The organism is Paenibacillus sp. NN59 (genome assembly GCF_057597225.1).
On record NZ_CP199678.1, the window covers coordinates 2981795 to 3001556 of the forward strand.

The 19762-nt window shown below is 45.5% G+C and carries 12 protein-coding genes; 10 read left to right on the forward strand and 2 right to left on the reverse strand.

Translation table 11 applies throughout. From position 1 onward, the window contains the following. Window positions 1-177 precede the first annotated feature (177 nt). The 6 genes from ACT89M_RS13290 to ACT89M_RS13315 all read left to right on the forward strand — a co-directional run bounded on the left by ACT89M_RS13290 (window position 178) and on the right by ACT89M_RS13315 (window position 10645). Window positions 178-2247 (forward strand): bifunctional aldolase/short-chain dehydrogenase, encoded by a 2070-nt coding sequence (locus ACT89M_RS13290; protein WP_154958713.1) that lies wholly within the window; start codon window positions 178-180, stop codon window positions 2245-2247. A 14-nt stretch (window positions 2248-2261) separates the two neighbouring features. After that, window positions 2262-3518: an L-rhamnose isomerase gene (gene rhaA, locus ACT89M_RS13295; RefSeq protein WP_154889409.1), complete on the forward strand. Its 1257-nt coding sequence runs from the start codon at window positions 2262-2264 to the stop codon at window positions 3516-3518. A gap of 554 nt (window positions 3519-4072) precedes the next feature. Further along, entirely contained in the window at window positions 4073-5746 is a 1674-nt protein-coding gene (locus tag ACT89M_RS13300) for a ribonuclease J (RefSeq protein WP_154889407.1), read from the forward strand. 233 nt (window positions 5747-5979) lie between these two features. After that, window positions 5980-6963: a LacI family DNA-binding transcriptional regulator gene (locus tag ACT89M_RS13305; protein WP_154889405.1), complete on the forward strand. Its 984-nt coding sequence runs from the start codon at window positions 5980-5982 to the stop codon at window positions 6961-6963. Window positions 6964-7139: 176 nt separating this feature from the next. Further along, window positions 7140-8630, forward strand: a complete 1491-nt coding sequence (locus ACT89M_RS13310; protein ID WP_154889403.1) for a glycoside hydrolase family 32 protein — start codon at window positions 7140-7142, stop codon at window positions 8628-8630. A 26-nt stretch (window positions 8631-8656) separates the two neighbouring features. Further along, on the forward strand, window positions 8657-10645 hold the full coding sequence (locus tag ACT89M_RS13315) for a sucrose-specific PTS transporter subunit IIBC (RefSeq protein ID WP_154889401.1): 1989 nt from the start codon (window positions 8657-8659) through the stop codon (window positions 10643-10645). 84 nt (window positions 10646-10729) lie between these two features. On the opposite strand, the gene ACT89M_RS13320 is transcribed toward ACT89M_RS13315, so the two are convergent. After that, complete coding sequence (locus ACT89M_RS13320) at window positions 10730-11629, reverse strand: manganese catalase family protein (RefSeq protein WP_308721874.1); 900 nt, start codon at window positions 11627-11629, stop codon at window positions 10730-10732. Between the two features lie 58 nt (window positions 11630-11687). Continuing rightward, window positions 11688-13415, reverse strand: coding sequence for a cellulase family glycosylhydrolase (locus ACT89M_RS13325; RefSeq protein WP_487345284.1), 1728 nt, complete (start codon window positions 13413-13415; stop codon window positions 11688-11690). Window positions 13416-13627: 212 nt separating this feature from the next. Here ACT89M_RS13325 and ACT89M_RS13330 point away from each other — a divergent pair, with 212 nt between their 5' ends. The 4 genes from ACT89M_RS13330 to ACT89M_RS13345 all read left to right on the forward strand — a co-directional run bounded on the left by ACT89M_RS13330 (window position 13628) and on the right by ACT89M_RS13345 (window position 19638). After that, window positions 13628-14458: an amidohydrolase family protein gene (locus ACT89M_RS13330; protein ID WP_308721872.1), complete on the forward strand. Its 831-nt coding sequence runs from the start codon at window positions 13628-13630 to the stop codon at window positions 14456-14458. A 289-nt stretch (window positions 14459-14747) separates the two neighbouring features. Next, window positions 14748-16190, forward strand: a complete 1443-nt coding sequence (locus ACT89M_RS13335; protein ID WP_308721871.1) for a 6-phospho-beta-glucosidase — start codon at window positions 14748-14750, stop codon at window positions 16188-16190. 294 nt (window positions 16191-16484) lie between these two features. Beyond that, window positions 16485-17315: a BglG family transcription antiterminator LicT gene (gene licT, locus ACT89M_RS13340; RefSeq protein ID WP_090924027.1), complete on the forward strand. Its 831-nt coding sequence runs from the start codon at window positions 16485-16487 to the stop codon at window positions 17313-17315. Between the two features lie 397 nt (window positions 17316-17712). Then, a complete protein-coding gene (locus tag ACT89M_RS13345) occupies window positions 17713-19638 on the forward strand; it encodes a beta-glucoside-specific PTS transporter subunit IIABC (RefSeq protein ID WP_154889392.1) in 1926 nt (641 codons plus the stop codon). Window positions 19639-19762: the final 124 nt, after the last annotated feature.

Sequence of the window (19762 nt, forward strand, 5' to 3'; positions counted from 1 at the left end):
AGTGCGATGTCCTGTTTGTTTTTTGCACATTTCTAAAGAAGGAACACCGTTGAAGGAGATATCTATTTAGATTCTTTGTATATTTTTGTTTTTCCTGATAAAGTTTTTGTTTTCAAAACAAAACAAAGATGATAAACTCGTTTTAGGAAGAAAACAAACATTATCGGAGGGGAACAAATGGTACAGAGTTTATGGAATGCAGCGAAGGCATCAGAGAAAACAACAGGGCTTGAACAATTAGTCTACCGCTCTAATCTGATCGGAGCAGATCGTCGGGTCTGCAATATTTATGGGGGTAACACATCTACTAAAACAACAGTAAAGGATTTTCGTGGTCGTGATGTCGAAGTGATGTATGTGAAGGGGAGCGGATCGGATCTCGGTTCCATGGAAGCAAAACATTTTACCGGACTGGCGCTTGAAGATATCGGCCCCCTCATGGAACGTGACTCGATGTCGGATGAAGAGATGGTTGAATACCTTGGGCATTGCATGATTGATGCGAAACATCCGCGAGCTTCCATTGAAACGTTGCTACATGCGTTCCTTCCGTACAAACATGTGGATCATACACACCCGGATGCAATTATCAGCCTCTGCTGTGCGGATAACGGGAAAGAGCTGGCACGTGAAATATATGGCGATCGTTTTGTATGGGTTCCTTATGTGCGCCCAGGTTTTACACTGTCCAAGATGATTGCTGAAAGCGTATTCGCCAATCCGAATGCAGAGCTTGTACTTATGGAGAAACATGGTCTGGTGACTTGGGGAGAGACCTCTGAGGAATGTTACGCTCAGACGATCAAAATCATTAATGAAGCGGAAGCATTCATCGAGGCACGTGTCAATGAAGCTAATCTGTTTGGCGGCATGAAGCATCCTGCACTTCCTGCTGAAGTTCGTCGTCAGATTGCTGCTCGGGTGATGCCTGTCATTCGCGGAGCGGTGTCGGACAGCAAAAAAATGATTTTGTCCTTTGACGATCAGGATGATGTACTTGCTTTTGCAGGTGGAACGGATTCTCCGCAGTTGTCTCAGGTTGGCGCGGCTTGTCCGGATCATCTGGTGCATACCAAAGTGGTGCCGCTGTTCATTGACTGGACGCCGAATGCGGATGATATAGACGGACTGAAAGCCAAGCTGGCGGAAGGCATTGCTACGTACAAAGAGCAATACAAGCAATATTTTGAGGAGAATAAAAATGAAGGCGACGTAATGTTCGAAGCCGCTCCTCGCGTTATTCTCATTCCAGGCGTAGGGATGATTAATACCGGCAAAAGCTGGGCGTTGTCACAAGTAAGCGGTGCGCTGTACCATCGGGCAATTGCAGTTATGCGTGGGGCAACAAGCCTCGGTAAATTCGTTTCGCTCAGTGCGAATGAATCTTACAATGTGGAATACTGGCCGCTGGAGTTATATAAATTGTCGCTGGCTCCTGCAGAGACGGAGTTTTCTCGCAAAGTAGCGTTTATTACGGGTGGTGCAGGCGGTATCGGTAGTGAAACAGCACGCAGACTCGTTTCGGAAGGCGCCCATGTTGTGCTTGCAGATTTGAATTTGGAAGGCGCGCAGAAGGTAGCACAGGAAATTAACGATCAATATGGTGCCAATCGTGCATACGCGCTCAAGATGGACGTGACAGATGAAGAAGCGGTACAGGCAGCTTATGCAGAAACGGCTCTGCAATACGGTGGTGTGGATATCATCGTGAATAATGCGGGCCTGGCCACATCCAGTCCATTTGACGAAACTTCATTGAAGGAATGGAATCTGAATATGAGTGTGCTGGGCACAGGTTATTTCCTGGTCGCTCGCGAAGCGTTCAAATTAATGAAAGAGCAGAGCATCGGTGGAAGCATGGTCTTCATCGGCTCCAAAAACTCGGTATATGCAGGTAAAAGTGCCTCTGCTTACAGCTCAGCGAAAGCACTCGAAGCCCATCTGGCGCGCTGTATTGCAGCAGAAGGCGGTGAATATGGTATTCGTGTCAACACTATTCTGCCGGATGCCATTTTGCAAGGTTCCGCGATCTGGAACGGTTCATGGAGAAACGAACGTGCGGCCGCATATGGCATTGAACCGGATCAATTGGAAGAATATTATCGCAAACGCACGACATTGCTCGTTAACATCTATCCGAGAGATATCGCGGAAGGTATCGCCTTCTTCGCTTCATCGAAATCGGAGAAAACAACAGGTTGTATGCTGACCATTGATGGTGGTGTACCAGCAGCATTTACACGTTAAGGGAGGTTAGATTGATGCAAAATCAGGTAGAACAAGCGTATCAAGCTGCGAAGACTTTGTATGCACAACACGGCATCAATACAGACGATGTGCTGAGCAAGCTGGCGGATATCAAAGTCTCCGTGCACTGTTGGCAAGGAGATGATGTTAGGGGTTTTCTCAACCAGGAAGGTGAACTGACGGGTGGTATATCGGTTACGGGAAACTATCCGGGCGCAGCAACAACCCCTGCGGAGCTTCGTGCCGATCTGGAGAAGGCTTTTGCACTCATTCCCGGTAAACATAAAGTCAATTTGCACGCGATCTATGCGGATACAGACGAACAAGTGGAACTGGATCAGATCGAGCCAAGACATTACGAAAATTGGGTAAAGTGGGCGAAAGAGCACGGGCTTGGACTGGACTTCAACCCAACGTGTTTCTCACATGAAAAATCAAGCGACGGCTTCACACTTAGTCATCCTGATCCGGAGATTCGCAAATTCTGGATTGATCACTGCAAAGCTTCACGGCGAATTGGTGCGTATTTCGGCGAACAATTGGGCCAAACCTGTGTGACCAACGTATGGGTACCGGATGGATTCAAGGACACCCCTGTTGACCGGATGGCTCCCCGCAAACGTTTGAAGGAATCCTTGGACGAAGTATTTGCAGAACCACTGAATCCGAAGCATAATCTGGATGCGGTTGAAAGCAAGCTGTTTGGTCTTGGTTCTGAAGCTTACGTTGTCGGGTCACATGAGTTTTATATGGGATACGGTTTGCAAAATGATACGTTAATCTGCCTGGATGCTGGTCATTTTCATCCAACAGAAGTGATATCTAACAAGCTGTCCTCTCTGGCATTGTTTACGAGTGGTATTCTGCTTCACGTTAGTCGTCCGATGCGCTGGGATAGCGATCATGTCGTTATTATGGATGACGAATTGCTTGAAATTGCCCGTGAATTGGTGCGTCATGAGCTTCTCGGCACAACCCATATCGGACTGGACTTCTTTGACGCCAGTATTAATCGTGTGGCGGCATGGGTGGTCGGTACCCGTAATACAATTAAAGCTTTGCTGCGAGCTATGCTGGAACCGGTAGAAGCTTTAAAACAGGCGGAACTGGATGGAGATTACACGACACGCCTGGCCTTGACGGAGGAGTTCAAATCCTATCCATTTGGCGCAGTATGGGACTACTATTGTGCTCAGCAAGGTGTGCCTGTCCGTGAGCAGTGGATTAAAGAAGTTAAATCCTATGAGCAGGATATACTTCAAATAAGGTAAAATATTGAGAAAACCCTGTTATTACAGGGTTTTTTTGTTTACATATAAAATATTTTGATCATACAGCTTGATCGATGTTATTTGTCGACAGCTGAATGGTAGCTTGCAAGCCCAATATTTGTCATACTATAACTAGGTCCTTAATGAATGATCAAAGAGGTCTTTAAAGGGAGAGGTGGGGTTGGTATCTCTAGTGTAGATACGATAATTGTAGTGGGTGTATCTGGAGCCGTTATTTTTTTAATTGCACTAGTCGTTGTTATTACATGGTTAGTTTTAAAGAGAAAAAAGAAGGATAATAAACGAATATAAAATACAGAGTAGTTGCTAATTAAGCCTTGTTTCAAGAATTTTTTTTCTTGTTTAATAACAAACTTAAATTCTCATTTGGTCATATAAATTAACTAACTCTCATAAACCACGTCGGAACGAAAATTCCGTACGTGGTTTTTTGGCATATATCCGTTGTTGTGCATAACCAAAGCGTTTATTTCCATACTAGGAATACACATAAAGAAATTGAGAATCACTATACAGAGGAGGGTGAAAGCATTTTGAAGTTTGCTCATGACAAACTATATATAGCTGCACTGGGCGGCGTGAATGAAATCGGTAAAAACATGTATTTGATTCAATATGATCAAGACATCATTGTGATTGACTGTGGTTCGAAGTTTCCCGATGAAACGATGCCGGGCATTGATCTCATCGTGCCGGATGTGACGTATTTGCTCGAAAATCAGGATAAAGTAAAGGCCCTTGTTGTCACGCATGGACATGAAGACCATATTGGTGGAATTCCGTATCTTTTAAAACAAATCAATATCCCCGTCTATGCTTCCAGGCTAACACGAGGTCTAATTGAGTTGAAATTAAGAGAGCATAACTTGTTGCGCCAATCTGAACTGCACACCATTGACGCAAACTCTCAGATCACGCTAGGGAGCATCGCCGTCTCATTTTTCGCAACGAGTCACAGTATTCCGGACTGTCTGGGTATTTTCTTTCAGACGCCGGCAGGCAATGTGGTTCACACGGGCGATTTCAAATTTGATATGTCCCCTGTAAACGGCCCTTTCCCGGATTTACACCGCATGGCTGAGATTGGGAAACAAGGGGTGCATGTGCTTCTTTCCGAGAGTACCAATGCCGAAAGACCGGGTTTCACTCCTTCAGAACGTGTTGTCGGAGATCATATTCTGGATGCCTTTATTCGTGCGAAGCAAAAAGTGTTTATCTCTACCTTCGCATCCAATATCAGCAGAGTTCAGCAGATCGTGAATGCTGCATTTCAGACTGGCCGCAAGCTTGCACTGCTTGGACGAAGCATGATTAACGTCGTGAATGTTGCAAGTGAACTCGGATATCTCGATGTTCCTGACGGGCTATTGATTGAGGCCGTTGATTCAGGACAGTTTCCGCGTGAGCAGGTGGTAGTGTTATGTACGGGAAGTCAGGGGGAGGCGATGGCTGCTTTGTCCCGGCTGGCTGCGGGCAAGCATCCTCAAGTTAGCATTGAATCGGGAGATACGGTTATCATTGCAGCAGGAGCTATACCTGGCAACGAAAGAAACCTTGCCCATGTCATCGACAACTTGTATGTTCTGGGCGCTCGTGTGATTTATGGCTCCAGCGGAGCGGCGGGCATGCACGTATCAGGACATGGCAGTCAGGAAGAGCTGAAGCTGATGCTTACGCTGATGAAGCCGGATTATTTGGTACCCATTCACGGTGAATTCCGAATGTTGTATCAGCACAGGTTGCTTGCGGAATCTGTTGGGATTGAGCAAAGTCATGTGTTTATCGTTAATAATGGAGATATGGTGGAATACAGAGACGGAACAGCTTCATTGGGTCCGAAGATTGCCTCAGGTAACAGCTTGGTGGACGGGCTTATTATCGGTGACGTTGGCAATGTTGTGCTTCGGGATCGCAGGCAGCTATCATCGGATGGGATGCTAGTCATTGTAACCACGCTTAGCAAAACAGAAAAACAAATGGTTGCCTCCCCGGAGATCATCTCCAGAGGTTTTGTTTTTGTGAAGGACTCAGAACAATTCATGAAGGAGATTCATGAACGGGTCGTTAACCGCATGGATGAATTAACAGGTGCCGGGGTTAATCAATGGAATGTAATCAAACGGAAGCTGAAGGATGAGATTGGTCATTACATTTATGCACAAACCAAGCGCAGGCCGATGATTTTACCGATTATTATTGAGGTTTGAACTCAATGTTTGCTGGCAGAACGGAAAGTTATCCGTTCCTGATCTCTTTATACGTATGTGTTTACAAAATGACTTTACCAAGCTGGGTTCGATTCGTATGGAGCACACGACGTCGTGTGCTTCTGCGTGAACCGGGCTTTTTTGCTATGTTATCCTACTCATGTTCGCTGAGGATCGCGATTCGAGTTATAATACATAAATGGATGATTTTATTGACACTAGAGGAGTTTCTTATGAATAAAACGATTTCAGATATTGCTCAAATGGCAGGCGTGGCGAAGAGTACCGTATCCCGTTTCCTAAATGGCGGCTCGGTCAGCGAAGATACCCGTCAGAAGATTGAGCGTATTATTAAAGAATATAATTATGTTCCGAATACCTTTGCGCAGAGTCTCAAAGCAAAAAAGACCAGCATTATCGGTACAGTGGTTCCAAGGCTGGATTCCTATGCGACATCACAGACGCTAATCGGCATTGATGAGGAGCTAAGAGGGTTGCAATATCAGATGCTCATTGCCAATACGAGTCAGGATATGCAGCGTGAGATTGATGCTATTTATGATTTTGCCAGACAAAAAGTGTCCGGGATCATTCTGCTTGCCGCTGAAATGACGGATGCACACCTGAAGGCCATAGAAGACATCCAGCTTCCCGTGTTACTGGTAGGACAGCAGCATGAGCTACTGCATAGTCTCATTCACAACGACGAACAAGCCGGGTATCTGATGGGCAAATACGTTGTGGAACAAGGACACCGGGACATCGTGTACATGGGGGTAAGCGAGAAGGACCAGGCTGTAGGTATCCATCGTAAACAAGGGTTTAAGCGTGCCATTGACGAGTGCAGTGATTGTACGGTGAGGTATTATGAAACGAGCTTTAAAATGTCAGAGGCAGTGCTTACGGCAGCGGAGATTTTGCAAGAAAACAGACCTTCTCTTATCGTTGCAGCGACAGATAATATTGCGATGGGCGTCATGAAAACCGCGTCCTTTCAAAAAATTCGCATCCCCCAGCAAATGTCAGTAGCCGGGTTCGGCGGATACGATATCACCGAAATGATTCATCCGACATTGACGACGGTAAAATATCATTATTTGCAGGCCGGAAAACTCGCCGCAAGTCATATTAGCAAGCTGGTTAAAGGGGAGCGTGTAAGTCAGCACACCGTTATGGATGTTGAATTAATTCCCCGAGAAAGCGTTGACAAAATATAAATTGATCCTTTATGATAATTCCATCGAACCGGTTCCATTCTAGTGTTTAGTTCGAGAATGATGACACCGGTCAGCAACAATGGTTGTATGGAATTATTTTTTTGTCTGCTTTGGAACCGGTTCCTCTAAGAGTGGAACTTCTGATTTTGCATCATGATTGGAGATTGATATGACGTATGAAAATGACAAGAGAGCAGCTCTATCGGCGGATTGAGCAAGCTGAACCGGGAGAGATTGCTGCACTGGAAGCTAAGATCGCTGCATGTCCATGGAGACAGGGTTACCATATTCAGCCCGTAACCGGTTTGCTCAACGATCCGAACGGATTTTCCTTTTATGAAGGTTACTACCATCTGTTTTATCAATGGTTCCCTCTTGGAACGGAGCACGGCATGAAATACTGGTATCATAACCGTTCTAAAAATTTGGTGACTTGGGAGAATGTTGGTATTGCGATTGAACCCGGAACTCCTTATGACTCCCACGGAGCGTATTCCGGAAGTGCGATTGAAAAAGATGGCATGTTAAACCTGATCTACACAGGCAATACGCGAGATGAGAATTGGATTAGACATCCGTTTCAGTGCTTGGCGTTCATGGATGAGCACAATGTAGTCACAAAATTCGAGCATCCTGTCATTTCTGACGTACCGACTGGATATACCGAACATTTCCGAGATCCGAAGGTGTGGCTACACGAAGATGTCTATTATGGTGTCATTGGAGCCCAGCGTACGGATGAGACAGGATGCACGGTTCTGTATTGCTCGGCAGATTTGAAACATTGGCAGTTTCTTGGGGAGATCGGCACAACATTGTCTTCCTTCGGTTACATGTGGGAATGCCCCGACTATCTGGAGCTTGAAGGGCGAGGAGTACTCATCTTCTCACCACAAGGCATTCCGGCCGAATCAGACCGCTACCAAAACATTTATCAATCGGGATACCTCATTGGTGAACCTCTAAACCTGGATACGAGAGAATTCACACATGGGGAGTTTGAGGAACTGGATCGTGGATTTGACTTTTATGCGCCGCAAACGATGCAATCTCCAGACGGAAGACGAATCCTGGTTGCATGGATGGGACTTCCTGATCTGGCGTATCCCACAGATGACAGTGGCTGGGCTCATTGTTTAACGATTCCACGGCAATTATCGATTCAAGGCGGCAAGCTTATTCAGCAACCTGTTCCTGAAATGGCTCAGCTGCGCAAGGATCAGCAAGGTATTCGGACTCAGGACTCGCTTAGCAATGAAAGCCGATCCTTTGCAGGCTTTAATGGTATCGCTTACGAACTCCAATGTGAGATTAGCCAGAACGATGCAGACCTTGTGGGCATTGAGTTCCGGGCGAGCGATACGGAGAAAACGGTCATTCAGTATGATCGCATTCAGCGCAAACTTATATTGGATCGCAGTCAGTCTGGTGCGACACTATCTGAAGCCAATGGCACCATTCGCACCTGTACTTTGGATGAAGATATAGATGTAGATGCTGTAATCAAGCTGCATATGTTTGTGGATTCGTCCTCGGTTGAGATATTTGTCAACGATGGACAGGAAGTCTTCACTAGCCGAATCTTCCCAAGCCGAGACAGTATGGATATTCGATTTTTTGCACACGGAGGCAAGGCGGATTTCAGAGCGGTTATGTGGAATGTTTAGATTGAATGAGAGAGGGATGAGACAACATGTCGGATAATCAGCGTATTGCTAAAGAGGTCATCCAGGCTGTCGGGGGAAAAGACAATATCGCCTCCTTTGCACATTGTGCAACACGGCTTCGCATTATGGTGAAGGATAAAGAGCAGATTGATCAGAAGCAAGTTGAGAATATCGACAAGGTGAAGGGTGCCTTTTTCAACTCGGGCCAATATCAGATTATTTTCGGCACAGGTACGGTCAACCGAATTTTTGAAGAGGTGGAGAAGCAGGGGATTGAAGGGACATCGAAAGAAGATGTGAAGAGTCAGGGGAAAAAGGAAGGCAATGCATTCCAGCGGGCTATTCGCACATTTGGTGATGTCTTTGTTCCGATTATTCCTGTGCTGGTAGCGACAGGGCTATTCATGGGGCTGCGCGGTCTGCTTACGCAAAATGAAATTCTGGCATGGTTCGGCGCAACGCCTGATGACATATCGCCAAACTTTTTGCTGTTCACGCAGATTCTAACGGATACGGCTTTTGCATTCCTGCCTGCGCTTGTCGCCTGGTCTGCATTCCGCGTATTCGGCGGGAGCCCCGTGCTCGGGATTGTACTTGGTCTGATGCTGGTGAATCCAGCGCTGCCGAATGCTTATGCTGTAGCTGATGGCTCGGCGCAACCCTTGCATATGTTCGGGTTTATCCCCGTCGTAGGGTATCAGGGATCGGTACTGCCTGCCTTTTTTGTAGGTTTACTCGGTGCGAAGTTTGAAAAAGTATTGCGTAGACGTGTGCCTGAGGCACTGGATTTGATTTTGACTCCATTCATTACGTTAACGGTGATGATTACGCTAGGACTATTCGCTATTGGTCCTGTATTTCACTCACTTGAAGAGTGGGTTCTGCATGGAACAACGGCTGTACTCGATCTGCCTTACGGAATCGCAGGCATTATTATCGGTTTTTTCCATCAGATCATTGTGGTTACGGGTGTACATCATATCTTTAACTTTCTTGAGATTCAATTGCTTGAAAAAACGGGCTTCAATCCGTTTAACGCGATTATTACATGTGCAATGGCTGCACAAGGAGCGGCATGTCTTGCGGTGGGTCTGAAAACCAAAAATATGAAGCTCAAAGCACTCGCGCTTCCTTCATCGTTATCTGCATTCCTGGGTATCACTGAACCCGCAATCTTTGGTGTGAATCTGCGCTATATGAAACCATTTGTAATGGGCCTGATCGGGGGAGCCGTTGGTGGTTTCATCGCTTCACTCTTTCATCTGCAAGGTACGGGTATGGCAGTAACGGTAATTCCCGGAACACTTCTATATCTGAATAGTCAATTGCCTTTGTACATTTTGTCCAACGTAACGGCAATGGCGATTGCTTTTGCACTGACATGGTTCTTTGGTTATAAAGATCAAGCTGTAGAGACAGCTTCCGGTAACAGTTCGTCGGTGGAATCAACGACTGCTTCATCCACATCAGGCATAGCTTCTTCTACATCTTCGGCAACGGTAACGGAATCGGTCAACACCGCATCTCGTCCCAAAGTGAAACTACTTGAGATTGCATCCCCGATCCATGGTACACTCGTTGAACTGGAGCAGGTACCTGATTCGGCATTTGCGGAAAAACATATGGGAGAGGGCTTCGCCATCGAGCCTTCCGAAGGCAAAGTATATGCTCCGTTTGATGGCGTTGTTGCCCATGTCATGGATAAGAGTAAACATGCGGTTATTTTAGAGCACGAGACAGGAGTTCAACTGCTGGTTCATATCGGTATCAATACCGTCGGTCTGAAAGGAAAAGGCTTTGTTACTCATGTGAAAAGCGGGGATTCCGTGCTTGCTGGACAACTACTCATTGAATTTGATATGGATATCATCGAGGAGGCTGGACTGCCGTTGATTACTCCTGTGCTGATCCCGAGCGGGAATGAGTTTATTGCTTCTGTGAGAGCGATAACAAGTGGTATCGTGCAGGCGAATGAGAAAAAGGTACTGACGGTGGAGTTTACGGAGCCGCAATAGGAGATATCATGTAAAATAAGAGCTACAAAAAAAGGGAAACCGGGTGGATTCATCCTCCGCAGGTTTCCCTTTTTTCTAATCCTATTATAATCCGGCATTCCGCTTAAGTCGTTCTGCAATCTGAAGAAAGTCCTCCGGCGATATTCCAGGAGCAAATTCTTCCGGTAGATCAGGAAGCTCAGGAATGGGCCCTCCGTAACCCGGTAAACCTGCAAAGGCCTCCAGTTTACCTCCGTCGGTAGGATGCACACCCTTCCATATCTGGGCAATCTGCTGATAATCCTTGTCACTGAACGTGTACAATCGTCTTTGTTCACCCATCGCTTCCCATTTGCGGGTGGTCTCAAACGCTTTGTTGTCAAGAGAGGGGATGGGAATCAGCTTCGTCACATCAACCCCGGTCGCAATCTCCAGCGCTTTGGCGTATGCCAGAATGTGCACACCGCCCCGGACAAGCAGATAACCTGTCATCTCACGAGCCGTATTGTTGTCGGTCATTTCGTACACTCTCATTTTGTGTGTTCTTGCACCACATTCCAAAAAGAAATTATGCAGCAGATCCAAAATCAAGTTACCACTGCTAAAAACATACGAGCCATTCCAAGGTCTTCCCATGGAATCATAGGGCAGTGCCGTCTGCGCGGATTCAATAAAATGCGAAGTCATACGTAAATCCTTGGCTATGCGAAGCGGTATGGAGTCTGGTTCGCCAGGTGACGTTGAACCTTCAAGCATCAAATTAATCGTGTTCGCGACAAGTTCGACATGACCGAATTCTTCTGCTGTAATACTGGCAACAATGTCATAGAAGGGACGTAGCTTGGATCTGCCTCTGAAGTTAAACGACTGATACATGTAATTGTTCAGCGTTGACATCTCGCCATATTTTCCACCAAGCAATTCCTGTACGGCACTGGCTCCGTTGGGGTCGGGATTATTCGATATAGGCAATTCAATGGCAAGACGATCTACACGTTTAAACATGTCAATTCCTCCTCAATCCTCATTACAATCAAGGTATGAAGGTTGACTTGTACGTTATTCAATCTAATGTTGCGCCCTCTACGATGGAGCCTTTTTTCGTAAGGGTATATTCAATCACATTACCACTCCAGAAATGGAACTTGAGCTGGATTTCGCCATCTTTGGTTTCGTTAAAAAAGTTAGGTTTCAGTTCAATGACGTTACGATCATAATCCGGGCTAAACGTATAGGCGAATTCCTTAAATGACGTCCAGTTCTGAGGGCCGGCATTTTCTCCATTGGCATAGGTCGCTTCCATCGTTGCGAGCTGATCGCCACTAAATGTGACAGGAATAGCGAAAGCACTGGTTGTACCCTGCGCATCATTTAAAACAGGTGTGTTGTATTGAATAATATTCAACGTCCAGTCTGCACCTGCACTGAACCCGGCTGTCAGTGTGGCATTTACCCCCAGCTTGCTTTCAGCGGTTAATCGGGTTAGCAGGCTTGATTTTAAAGTGAGTACACCGTTTCGAATCGAGTAATCTTTACCTCGTAGCAGTGCAGTTGTGCCATTTTTCAGGGAAAAGAAGCGATTTCCATTCAAATGGAGATTAATTTTCACATCCTGAACGGGTTCATGTTGTTTTAGATAAACCTGATCGGTCTCTGCGGTGGAGGAACGTCCGTTCCAGCTCGCCTGAATCATATCAAACAGTTGTTGATCTGACCAAGTATAGCTAGTGCGTCCAAAGTGTTGTCCATTGTCCCAAAGCATGGTTGTCATCTGTTTTTGCCGGGAATAATGTCCAACGAATTCAAAAAACTTTAATTTTTCACCTTGTTCAATCACACCTGTATGCTGGTCAAATCCGAGCAAACCGTACTCACCGATGATGACTGGAATACCTTTGGCTGTAAAGGCATCGTGAACGCGGTCGAACGTGTCGGTAACGTCCTTTTGTACTTCGTCGTTGAATTTGGTAAATCCCGCAATGTTCACGCTGAAAGGCCAGAACCCGTAATAATGTACGGTAGCGATGAGATTAGGATCATCCAGCTTTTGAATCGTCTGATTCAACGCATCCAGATCAGGCTGAGCCGATGAAGTATGCATGGTAGGCAGTACAAGTGGACGGGTATCATTGTTACCGCCGGACGATCTTACGATATGATGAAAAGAAGTATTTAACGTATCCAGCATGCGGTATCCGGTATCTGCATTCGTAGTGCCACCTTCGGTGAAGCGGGGTTCATTGACACTCTCGAACATCAGTTTCTCGGGTGCATCCTTGAACTTGTTTGCAATCTGTGTCCAAATGGCATTGTAACGCGCAAGAACGTGATCATAGTCTTTCTCCATGGTGCTGATCCAGCGCCAGGAATCATGATGCAGATTGATCATGACATAGAGGTCGGCATCAAGCGCCCAGCCTACGACCTCCTGAACCCGATTTATGTAAGCCGCGTCAATGTTGTAATCCGGTTTGTCACCGATGTGCGCTTCCCAGGTAACGGGTATGCGAATGCTTTTGTACCCTTGATCGGCAATCGATTGTATCAGCTCTTTCGTAATGCGCGGGTTGCCCCAAGCCGTCTCATCATCCCCAACTGCATCCAGCGAGTTACCCAGATTCCAGCCTGGTTCCATTGCATTAACATAAGTTTGCATTTTACTTACGGGGGCTGGTTTACTGTCGGGTTCGTGGGAGCTTGTTGCAGCAGAGGCCATGGCCGTGGAGAACATAGACAGAACCAAGGCGGCAACAACGGTGATCGAGAGGATGGACTTTCGTTTTTTTGGCATCAATAACATCTCCTTTTTTAAAATCAAGATGATGAACCTAAAATACTGAAAGCGTTTTCTGAACAGTAAATATATCACAGTTAACAGGAAGGAAATACCATTACAATTGGAATAAAATTCATTCGAAAATTAGTGCTTATCTGCTGCATTTGATTTATATTAATATGAATGTTAGTAGACTGAACTAACGTGGACAACACAGGAGGGCACTGATGATGAAACTCGATGCACATCAACATTTTTGGAATTATAACATTCGTGATTATGGATGGATCGGTGAAGAGATGAGTGTGATTCAACGTTCATTTCTGCCAGAAGACCTAGAGCCAATACTTACGGATTCCGGCGTCTCGGGCTGTGTAGCTGTTCAAGCGCGCCAAACTCTTGAAGAAACCGAGTGGCTTCTCGAACTTGCGGACAAGCATGGTTTCATTAAAGGCGTAGTTGGCTGGGTAGATCTACGCTCTGAGGAAGCATCATCTCAACTGGAAAAGTTTGCGGCTAACCCGTGGCTGAAGGGGGTTCGTCATGTCATTCAGGACGAGCCTGATGTAAAGTTCGTGTTGCGTGAGGACTTCCAACGAGGCATTGCCCTGCTGGAACAGCACGATCTAGCCTACGATTTGCTCGTATCGAAGGAGCAACTTCCTTATGCGGTAGAATTGGTTCAAAAGTTCCCACAGCAGCGCTTTGTCATTGACCATCTGGCTAAACCGGACATTAAGGCTGGAATCGGTTCGCCTTGGAAGGAAACCATGGAAGCGATTGCGGCATATCCAAATGTCTATTGCAAATTGTCTGGCATGGTCACCGAAGCGGAATGGAAAAAGTGGACACAGGAAGACTTTGCGCCTTATATAAATACCGTGCTTCAAGCCTTTGGACCAAAGCGAGTGATGTATGGATCAGACTGGCCGGTATGTACCGTAGCTGGTACATACGCACAGGTTTTCAATCTGTTGCAAACGCATGTTCAGAGCTTGCCAGAATCGGAGCGGCAGCTGATTTTTGGTGATAACTGTGCTACATTTTACAAATTATAAGCATTTGAGAAACGGGGCTGACATAAAAGAGTAAACCTTTGATGAGCCAACAGGTATGTCTAATTAAAATGCGCGCGTTGACATATTTCCTGTTTCTTGGTAATGTTTTATCTAATCCGCATAATGTTTTCTGGGAATGTTACCGAATACGGGCATAACCTGAGCTGGCTTGTGATACACGCTATCGTGTATACAGGCTGGTTCGGGTTTTTTCTATTTTCCAAGTGGCAGATCTGGAGGGCAGAAAAGGGGCGGATCATGGAGTTACATATTTGAAAGGAGAATACAAATGACAACATTTAAATTTCCTGAAAACTTTCTGTGGGGGGGAGCGATTGCGGCCAATCAGGCAGAGGGAGCATACCTTGAAGGCGGTAAAGGGCTGAGCATCGTTGACCTGTTGCCGACGGGAGAAAACCGTAGAAGCATTATGAAAGGCAACGTTCCAGCGTTTACACCGCTCGCTAGCGAGTTTTACCCATCACATGAAGCGATTGATTTCTATCACAGATATCCGCAAGATATCGCTCTTTTCGCCGAAATGGGGTTCAAAGCATTACGTGTATCGATCGCTTGGGCAAGGATCTTTCCGACAGGTGAGGATGCGCAGCCGAATGAAGCGGGTTTGCAATTTTACGATGATCTATTTGATGAACTGTTGAAACATGGCATCCAGCCGGTGGTTACGCTTGCTCACTTCGATGTGCCTGTACATCTGATTGAGAAATATGGTAGCTGGAGAAGTCGCAAACTAGTTGATTTGTTTGAGACTTACGCCAAAACGGTATTTACGCATTACCAAGACAAGGTGAAATATTGGATGACGTTCAATGAGATCAACATGTTGCTTCATCTTCCTTTCCTTGGTGCCGGACTGGCGTTTACGGAAGGTGACAACATCAAAGAAATTCAATACCAAGCGGCACACCATCAACTCGTTGCAAGTGCGCTTGCCGTTAAAGCTTGTCATAAGATCATCCCTGATGCCATGATTGGTTGCATGCTCGCAGCAGGTAGCTTCTACCCTTACACGTGTAACCCGGAAGATGTATTCCAGGGCATGGAGAAGGACAGAGAGTCCTATTTCTTCATCGACGTGCAATCACGCGGGGAGTACCCTGGTTATGCTAAACGTTTCTTCAAGGATCACAACTTGAACATTGTGATGGAACCGCAGGATGCTGACATTTTGCGAAACCACACGGTAGACTATATCGGATTTAGCTATTATTCCAGTCGGACAACCAGTACTGACCCAGAAGTGAACAAAAATATGACCAGTGGCAACGTGTTCGGTTCCATAGCGAATCCATACTTGGCCAAATCGGAATGGGGATGGACGGTTGATCCCAAAGGTTTCCGCATTACGGCGAATCAGCTACATGACCGTTATCAGAAACCGCTGTTTGTGGTGGAAAATGGCTTTGGTGCACATGATGAGGTGACCCCTGAGGGTGAAGTCGATGACTCGTACCGAATTGATTATTTGAAACGCCATGTAGCTGAGATGGGTGAAGCCATTCAGGATGGATGTAACATCATCGGTTATACCAGCTGGGGGCCTATCGATATCGTCAGTGCTTCTTCCGGGGAGATGAGAAAACGTTACGGTTACATCTATGTGGATCGTGACAATGAAGGTAAGGGCGAATTGACTCGGATCAAAAAGAAAAGCTTCGAATGGTATAAAAATGTCATTGCGTCTGGCGGTACAGACCTGGGAAACAATTAATCTCAGTGTTTTTTAAAACAGCTGTCTTCAAGCATCAGGAAGTTGCATGATTCATGTAACTTCCTCGTGTCTGACCGTTGAAAGCGTTGACATATGACGCAGTTCACGCTATACTTGACGCAAATATATCGTTACTGGGATTGTTACTACATCACACGCGTAGGCAAAACCTGAGCACCAAAAAAAGCAGACCGCCACGTCTTGTTTATTTTGTGATGCTCCAGGTTTTTTTTGCATGCCCATAATTGGATATATCTTGGCGACTAGAGAGTGGAACGTGACGGGGGGATTGAAGTGAAAATAGCAAAGGTTATCAACAATAACGTCATTAGCATCTATCAGGCCGACGGGGCAGAGCTTGTGGTGATGGGACGTGGGATTGCCTTTAAGAAGAAGCCGGGGGATAAAGTAGACGAGACCCGCATTCAGAAAGTATTTGCCTTGAAAAATAAACAGACATCCGATAATTTCAAAACGCTTTTGCGTGAAGTTCCGATGGAGCTTGTTGAGATTGTGGAGGAAATGATTGCCCATGCGCGTGACAATTTGGGACGTAAATTGAATGAGAACATCTATGTTTCGCTTACAGATCATATTCATTTTGCCATCGAGCGTTATCATGAGGGAATCGAAATTAAAAATGCTTTGATGTGGGAGATCAAGCAGTTGTACAAGGCCGAGTTTGGGCTGGGACTTCGCATGCTGGAGCAGATTAACAGTAGGATGAATATTGAGCTTCCACCAGATGAAGCGGCTTTTATTGCGCTACATATTGTGAATGCGGAAATGAACGAAGAAGTGATTACGACGATGAATATCACGAAGTTTATCCAGCAGATTATTAATATCGCCAAGTATCATTTCAAAATGGAGTTTGATGAGGAGTCTCTCAGCTATTTCCGTTTTATCACTCATCTGAAGTTTTTCTCCCAGCGAGTGCTTAGCGGGACTCATTATGACAACAATTATGATCATTTTTACGACATGATTAAGGAGAAACATCCCGAAGCAGCAGCATGTGTAGAGAAAATCGCATTGTTTGTCAAAAAAGAGTATGATCATGAACTCACCAATGAGGAAAAGTTATATCTTACGGTACACATCGAACGTGTTGTGAACCGTTAACATTTTAATTATTGACATAAATGGGTATATTATAATATTATGTTTGTAACAGGAATTGAATACGATTTAACTGGGATTGTTACTGGTTATGCAGGCAAAACCTAAGTCATGTGTATTTCGGCATTTTATGTCCATTTACGCAAGGCTTAGGTTTTTTGTGTGCAAAAAAATCGGTAGGAGCCTGTTATATAAATGGAATTATCATTTACACATCAACGAAGAGGACAGAAAAAAACTGGAAAAGCGAAGCGTTCGCCTTTATCATCGGATTTTTCCCATTTTAAAAAGAATCAAAAAATCTGAGGATAACAGCGATTGGAAGGTTATTCTGTCATCGGAGTGACCGTGTAAAAGACTTTCAGTTCAATTTTATAGACACAACGTAGGAGGGCAAATTATGAGTCAAGAGAAATTAGCTAGAGAGATTGTTGAACGGGTTGGCGGTGAGAAAAACGTACAATCACTGGTACACTGTGCAACTCGGTTGCGGTTTGTATTGAAGGATGATTCCAAGGCCGACAAAGCAGGTTTGGAGAAAACGGAAGGTGTCATTGCTGTTAAGGAAAACGGTGGACAATTCCAGGTTGTCGTGGGCAACAAGGTTCCTGAAGTCTACCAGGCGATTGGTCAGATCAGCAATATTTTGGATGATTCATCGAGTAAAGAAAAAAGCAGTAAAAAGGTTAAGGGGTTAGGCGGTATCATTGACGTCATCTCCAGCATCTTTGCACCGCTCCTTGGTGTAATGGCTGGAGCAGGTATTTTAAAAGGATTGTTGCTGATTGCGAACAATGTCGGTTGGCTTGAAAAGACAGACACGACCTATATCATTCTGTATGCAGCAGCAGATAGTTTGTTCTACTTCTTGCCGTTGCTGTTAGCGGTTACAACAGCACGTAAGTTCCAAGGAAATGCATTTGTTGCATTGACCATAGCAGGTGCATTGATCTATCCAACGATTATTCAGTTGAAAACGGACGGAACGCCAACAGACTTTTTCGGTATTCCCGTAGTACTGATGAGTTATGCTTCGACCGTCATTCCTATTATTCTAGCCGTTATTGTGATGAGCAAGCTGGAGAAGTTCTTTAACAAGATACTTCACGATAGTATTAAAAACTTTGTTACACCGCTATTTTTGCTTGTTATTATGGTTCCGCTCACACTGCTTGTCTTCGGACCATTCGGTGTATATGTCGGTAACGGCATTGCATCGGCGATGGTGGCTGCATTCGGATTCAGCCCGCTACTTGCCGGAGCGGTAATGGGTGCAAGCTGGCAACTGCTCGTGATCTTCGGTGTACACTGGGGTCTGGTGCCTGTATTTATTAATAACATTGCCGTACACGGTCAGGACGGTGTGAAGCCAGCAGCGACAGCTTCTGTCTTTGCTCAAACGGGTGCAGCATTTGGTGTCATGCTCAAAACAAAAAATAAAAAATTGAAAACACTCGCTGGTTCTTCAACACTTACAGCTCTGTTCGGGATTACAGAACCGGCCATTTACGGTGTAACGTTGCCGCTAAAACGTCCGTTTATTGCAGGGGTTATCGGTGGTGCCGTCGGTGGTGCCATTATCGGTCAGGCAGGTACGCAAGCTTTTGCTTCCGGTGCGCCTGGATTGCTGACTTTGCCAATCTTCTACGGACCGGGTGGTCAAGGTTTTCCAGGCTTGATTATCGGTATCGTGGCATCGTTCATTGTTTCCGCAGTATTAACGTATATCATGGGCTTCAAAGACCCTGTCGATGATGAAGAGAAAAAGGCAGATTCCGCACCATCTGCTGGAGCAGCGGCTACACCTCGTAAAGATGCTTCTTCGAAGTCATCTGCTCAGGCTACAGCTACTTCCGATCAAGCGGTATTAAGCCCGATTGAAGGTAAAATTGTTGATTTGGCCGAGGTTCCAGATCCGGCGTTTGCTTCAGGCGCGATGGGTAAAGGGATTGCGATTGAGCCATCAACAGGCCGGGTTGTTGCTCCTTTTGATGGAACGGTAACCGTCGCTTTTAAAAAGAAACATGCGCTTGCTGTGGTTTCGGATTCCGGTGCGGAGATTCTGGTACATGTGGGTGTGGACACAGTCAAACTTGATGGAGAACATTTTATCTCTTACATTGAGGAAGGCGATAGAGTAAAGGCAGGTGATCTGCTGCTGGAATTCGATATTGAACAAATTAAAGCGGCTGGTTATCATACCGTAACACCAATTATTGTAACGAATTCAGCAGATTACAATGATGTTATCCCGCAAGCTACTGGACAAGTAAGCAATAAGGATATGCTTTTGAAAATTGTCGGAACAGAAGCAAGTAAAGCCTAAGTCTAGCTAACGATACACATTTCGATGATTTACTAATGGAAGAATTGCAATAATTTATCTTCATATTAAACAAACAACCGCTCAAGAAAAATGTAGCGGTTGTTTGTGGTTCGTTCATAATAAA

Bases quoted from the DNA above. Each gene is read 5' to 3' on its own strand.
- ACT89M_RS13320 (WP_308721874.1), bottom strand. From the start codon at position 11,629: ATGTTTAAACGTGTAGATCGTCTTGCCATTGAATTGCCTATATCGAAT.
- ACT89M_RS13290 (WP_154958713.1), top strand. From the start codon at position 178: ATGGTACAGAGTTTATGGAATGCAGCGAAGGCATCAGAGAAAACAACA.
- ACT89M_RS13315 (WP_154889401.1), top strand. From the start codon at position 8,657: ATGTCGGATAATCAGCGTATTGCTAAAGAGGTCATCCAGGCTGTCGGG.
- ACT89M_RS13305 (WP_154889405.1), top strand. From the start codon at position 5,980: ATGAATAAAACGATTTCAGATATTGCTCAAATGGCAGGCGTGGCGAAG.
- ACT89M_RS13330 (WP_308721872.1), top strand. From the start codon at position 13,628: ATGATGAAACTCGATGCACATCAACATTTTTGGAATTATAACATTCGT.
- rhaA (WP_154889409.1), top strand. From the start codon at position 2,262: ATGCAAAATCAGGTAGAACAAGCGTATCAAGCTGCGAAGACTTTGTAT.
- ACT89M_RS13310 (WP_154889403.1), top strand. From the start codon at position 7,140: ATGAAAATGACAAGAGAGCAGCTCTATCGGCGGATTGAGCAAGCTGAA.
- ACT89M_RS13325 (WP_487345284.1), bottom strand. From the start codon at position 13,415: ATGCCAAAAAAACGAAAGTCCATCCTCTCGATCACCGTTGTTGCCGCC.
- ACT89M_RS13335 (WP_308721871.1), top strand. From the start codon at position 14,748: ATGACAACATTTAAATTTCCTGAAAACTTTCTGTGGGGGGGAGCGATT.
- ACT89M_RS13345 (WP_154889392.1), top strand. From the start codon at position 17,713: ATGAGTCAAGAGAAATTAGCTAGAGAGATTGTTGAACGGGTTGGCGGT.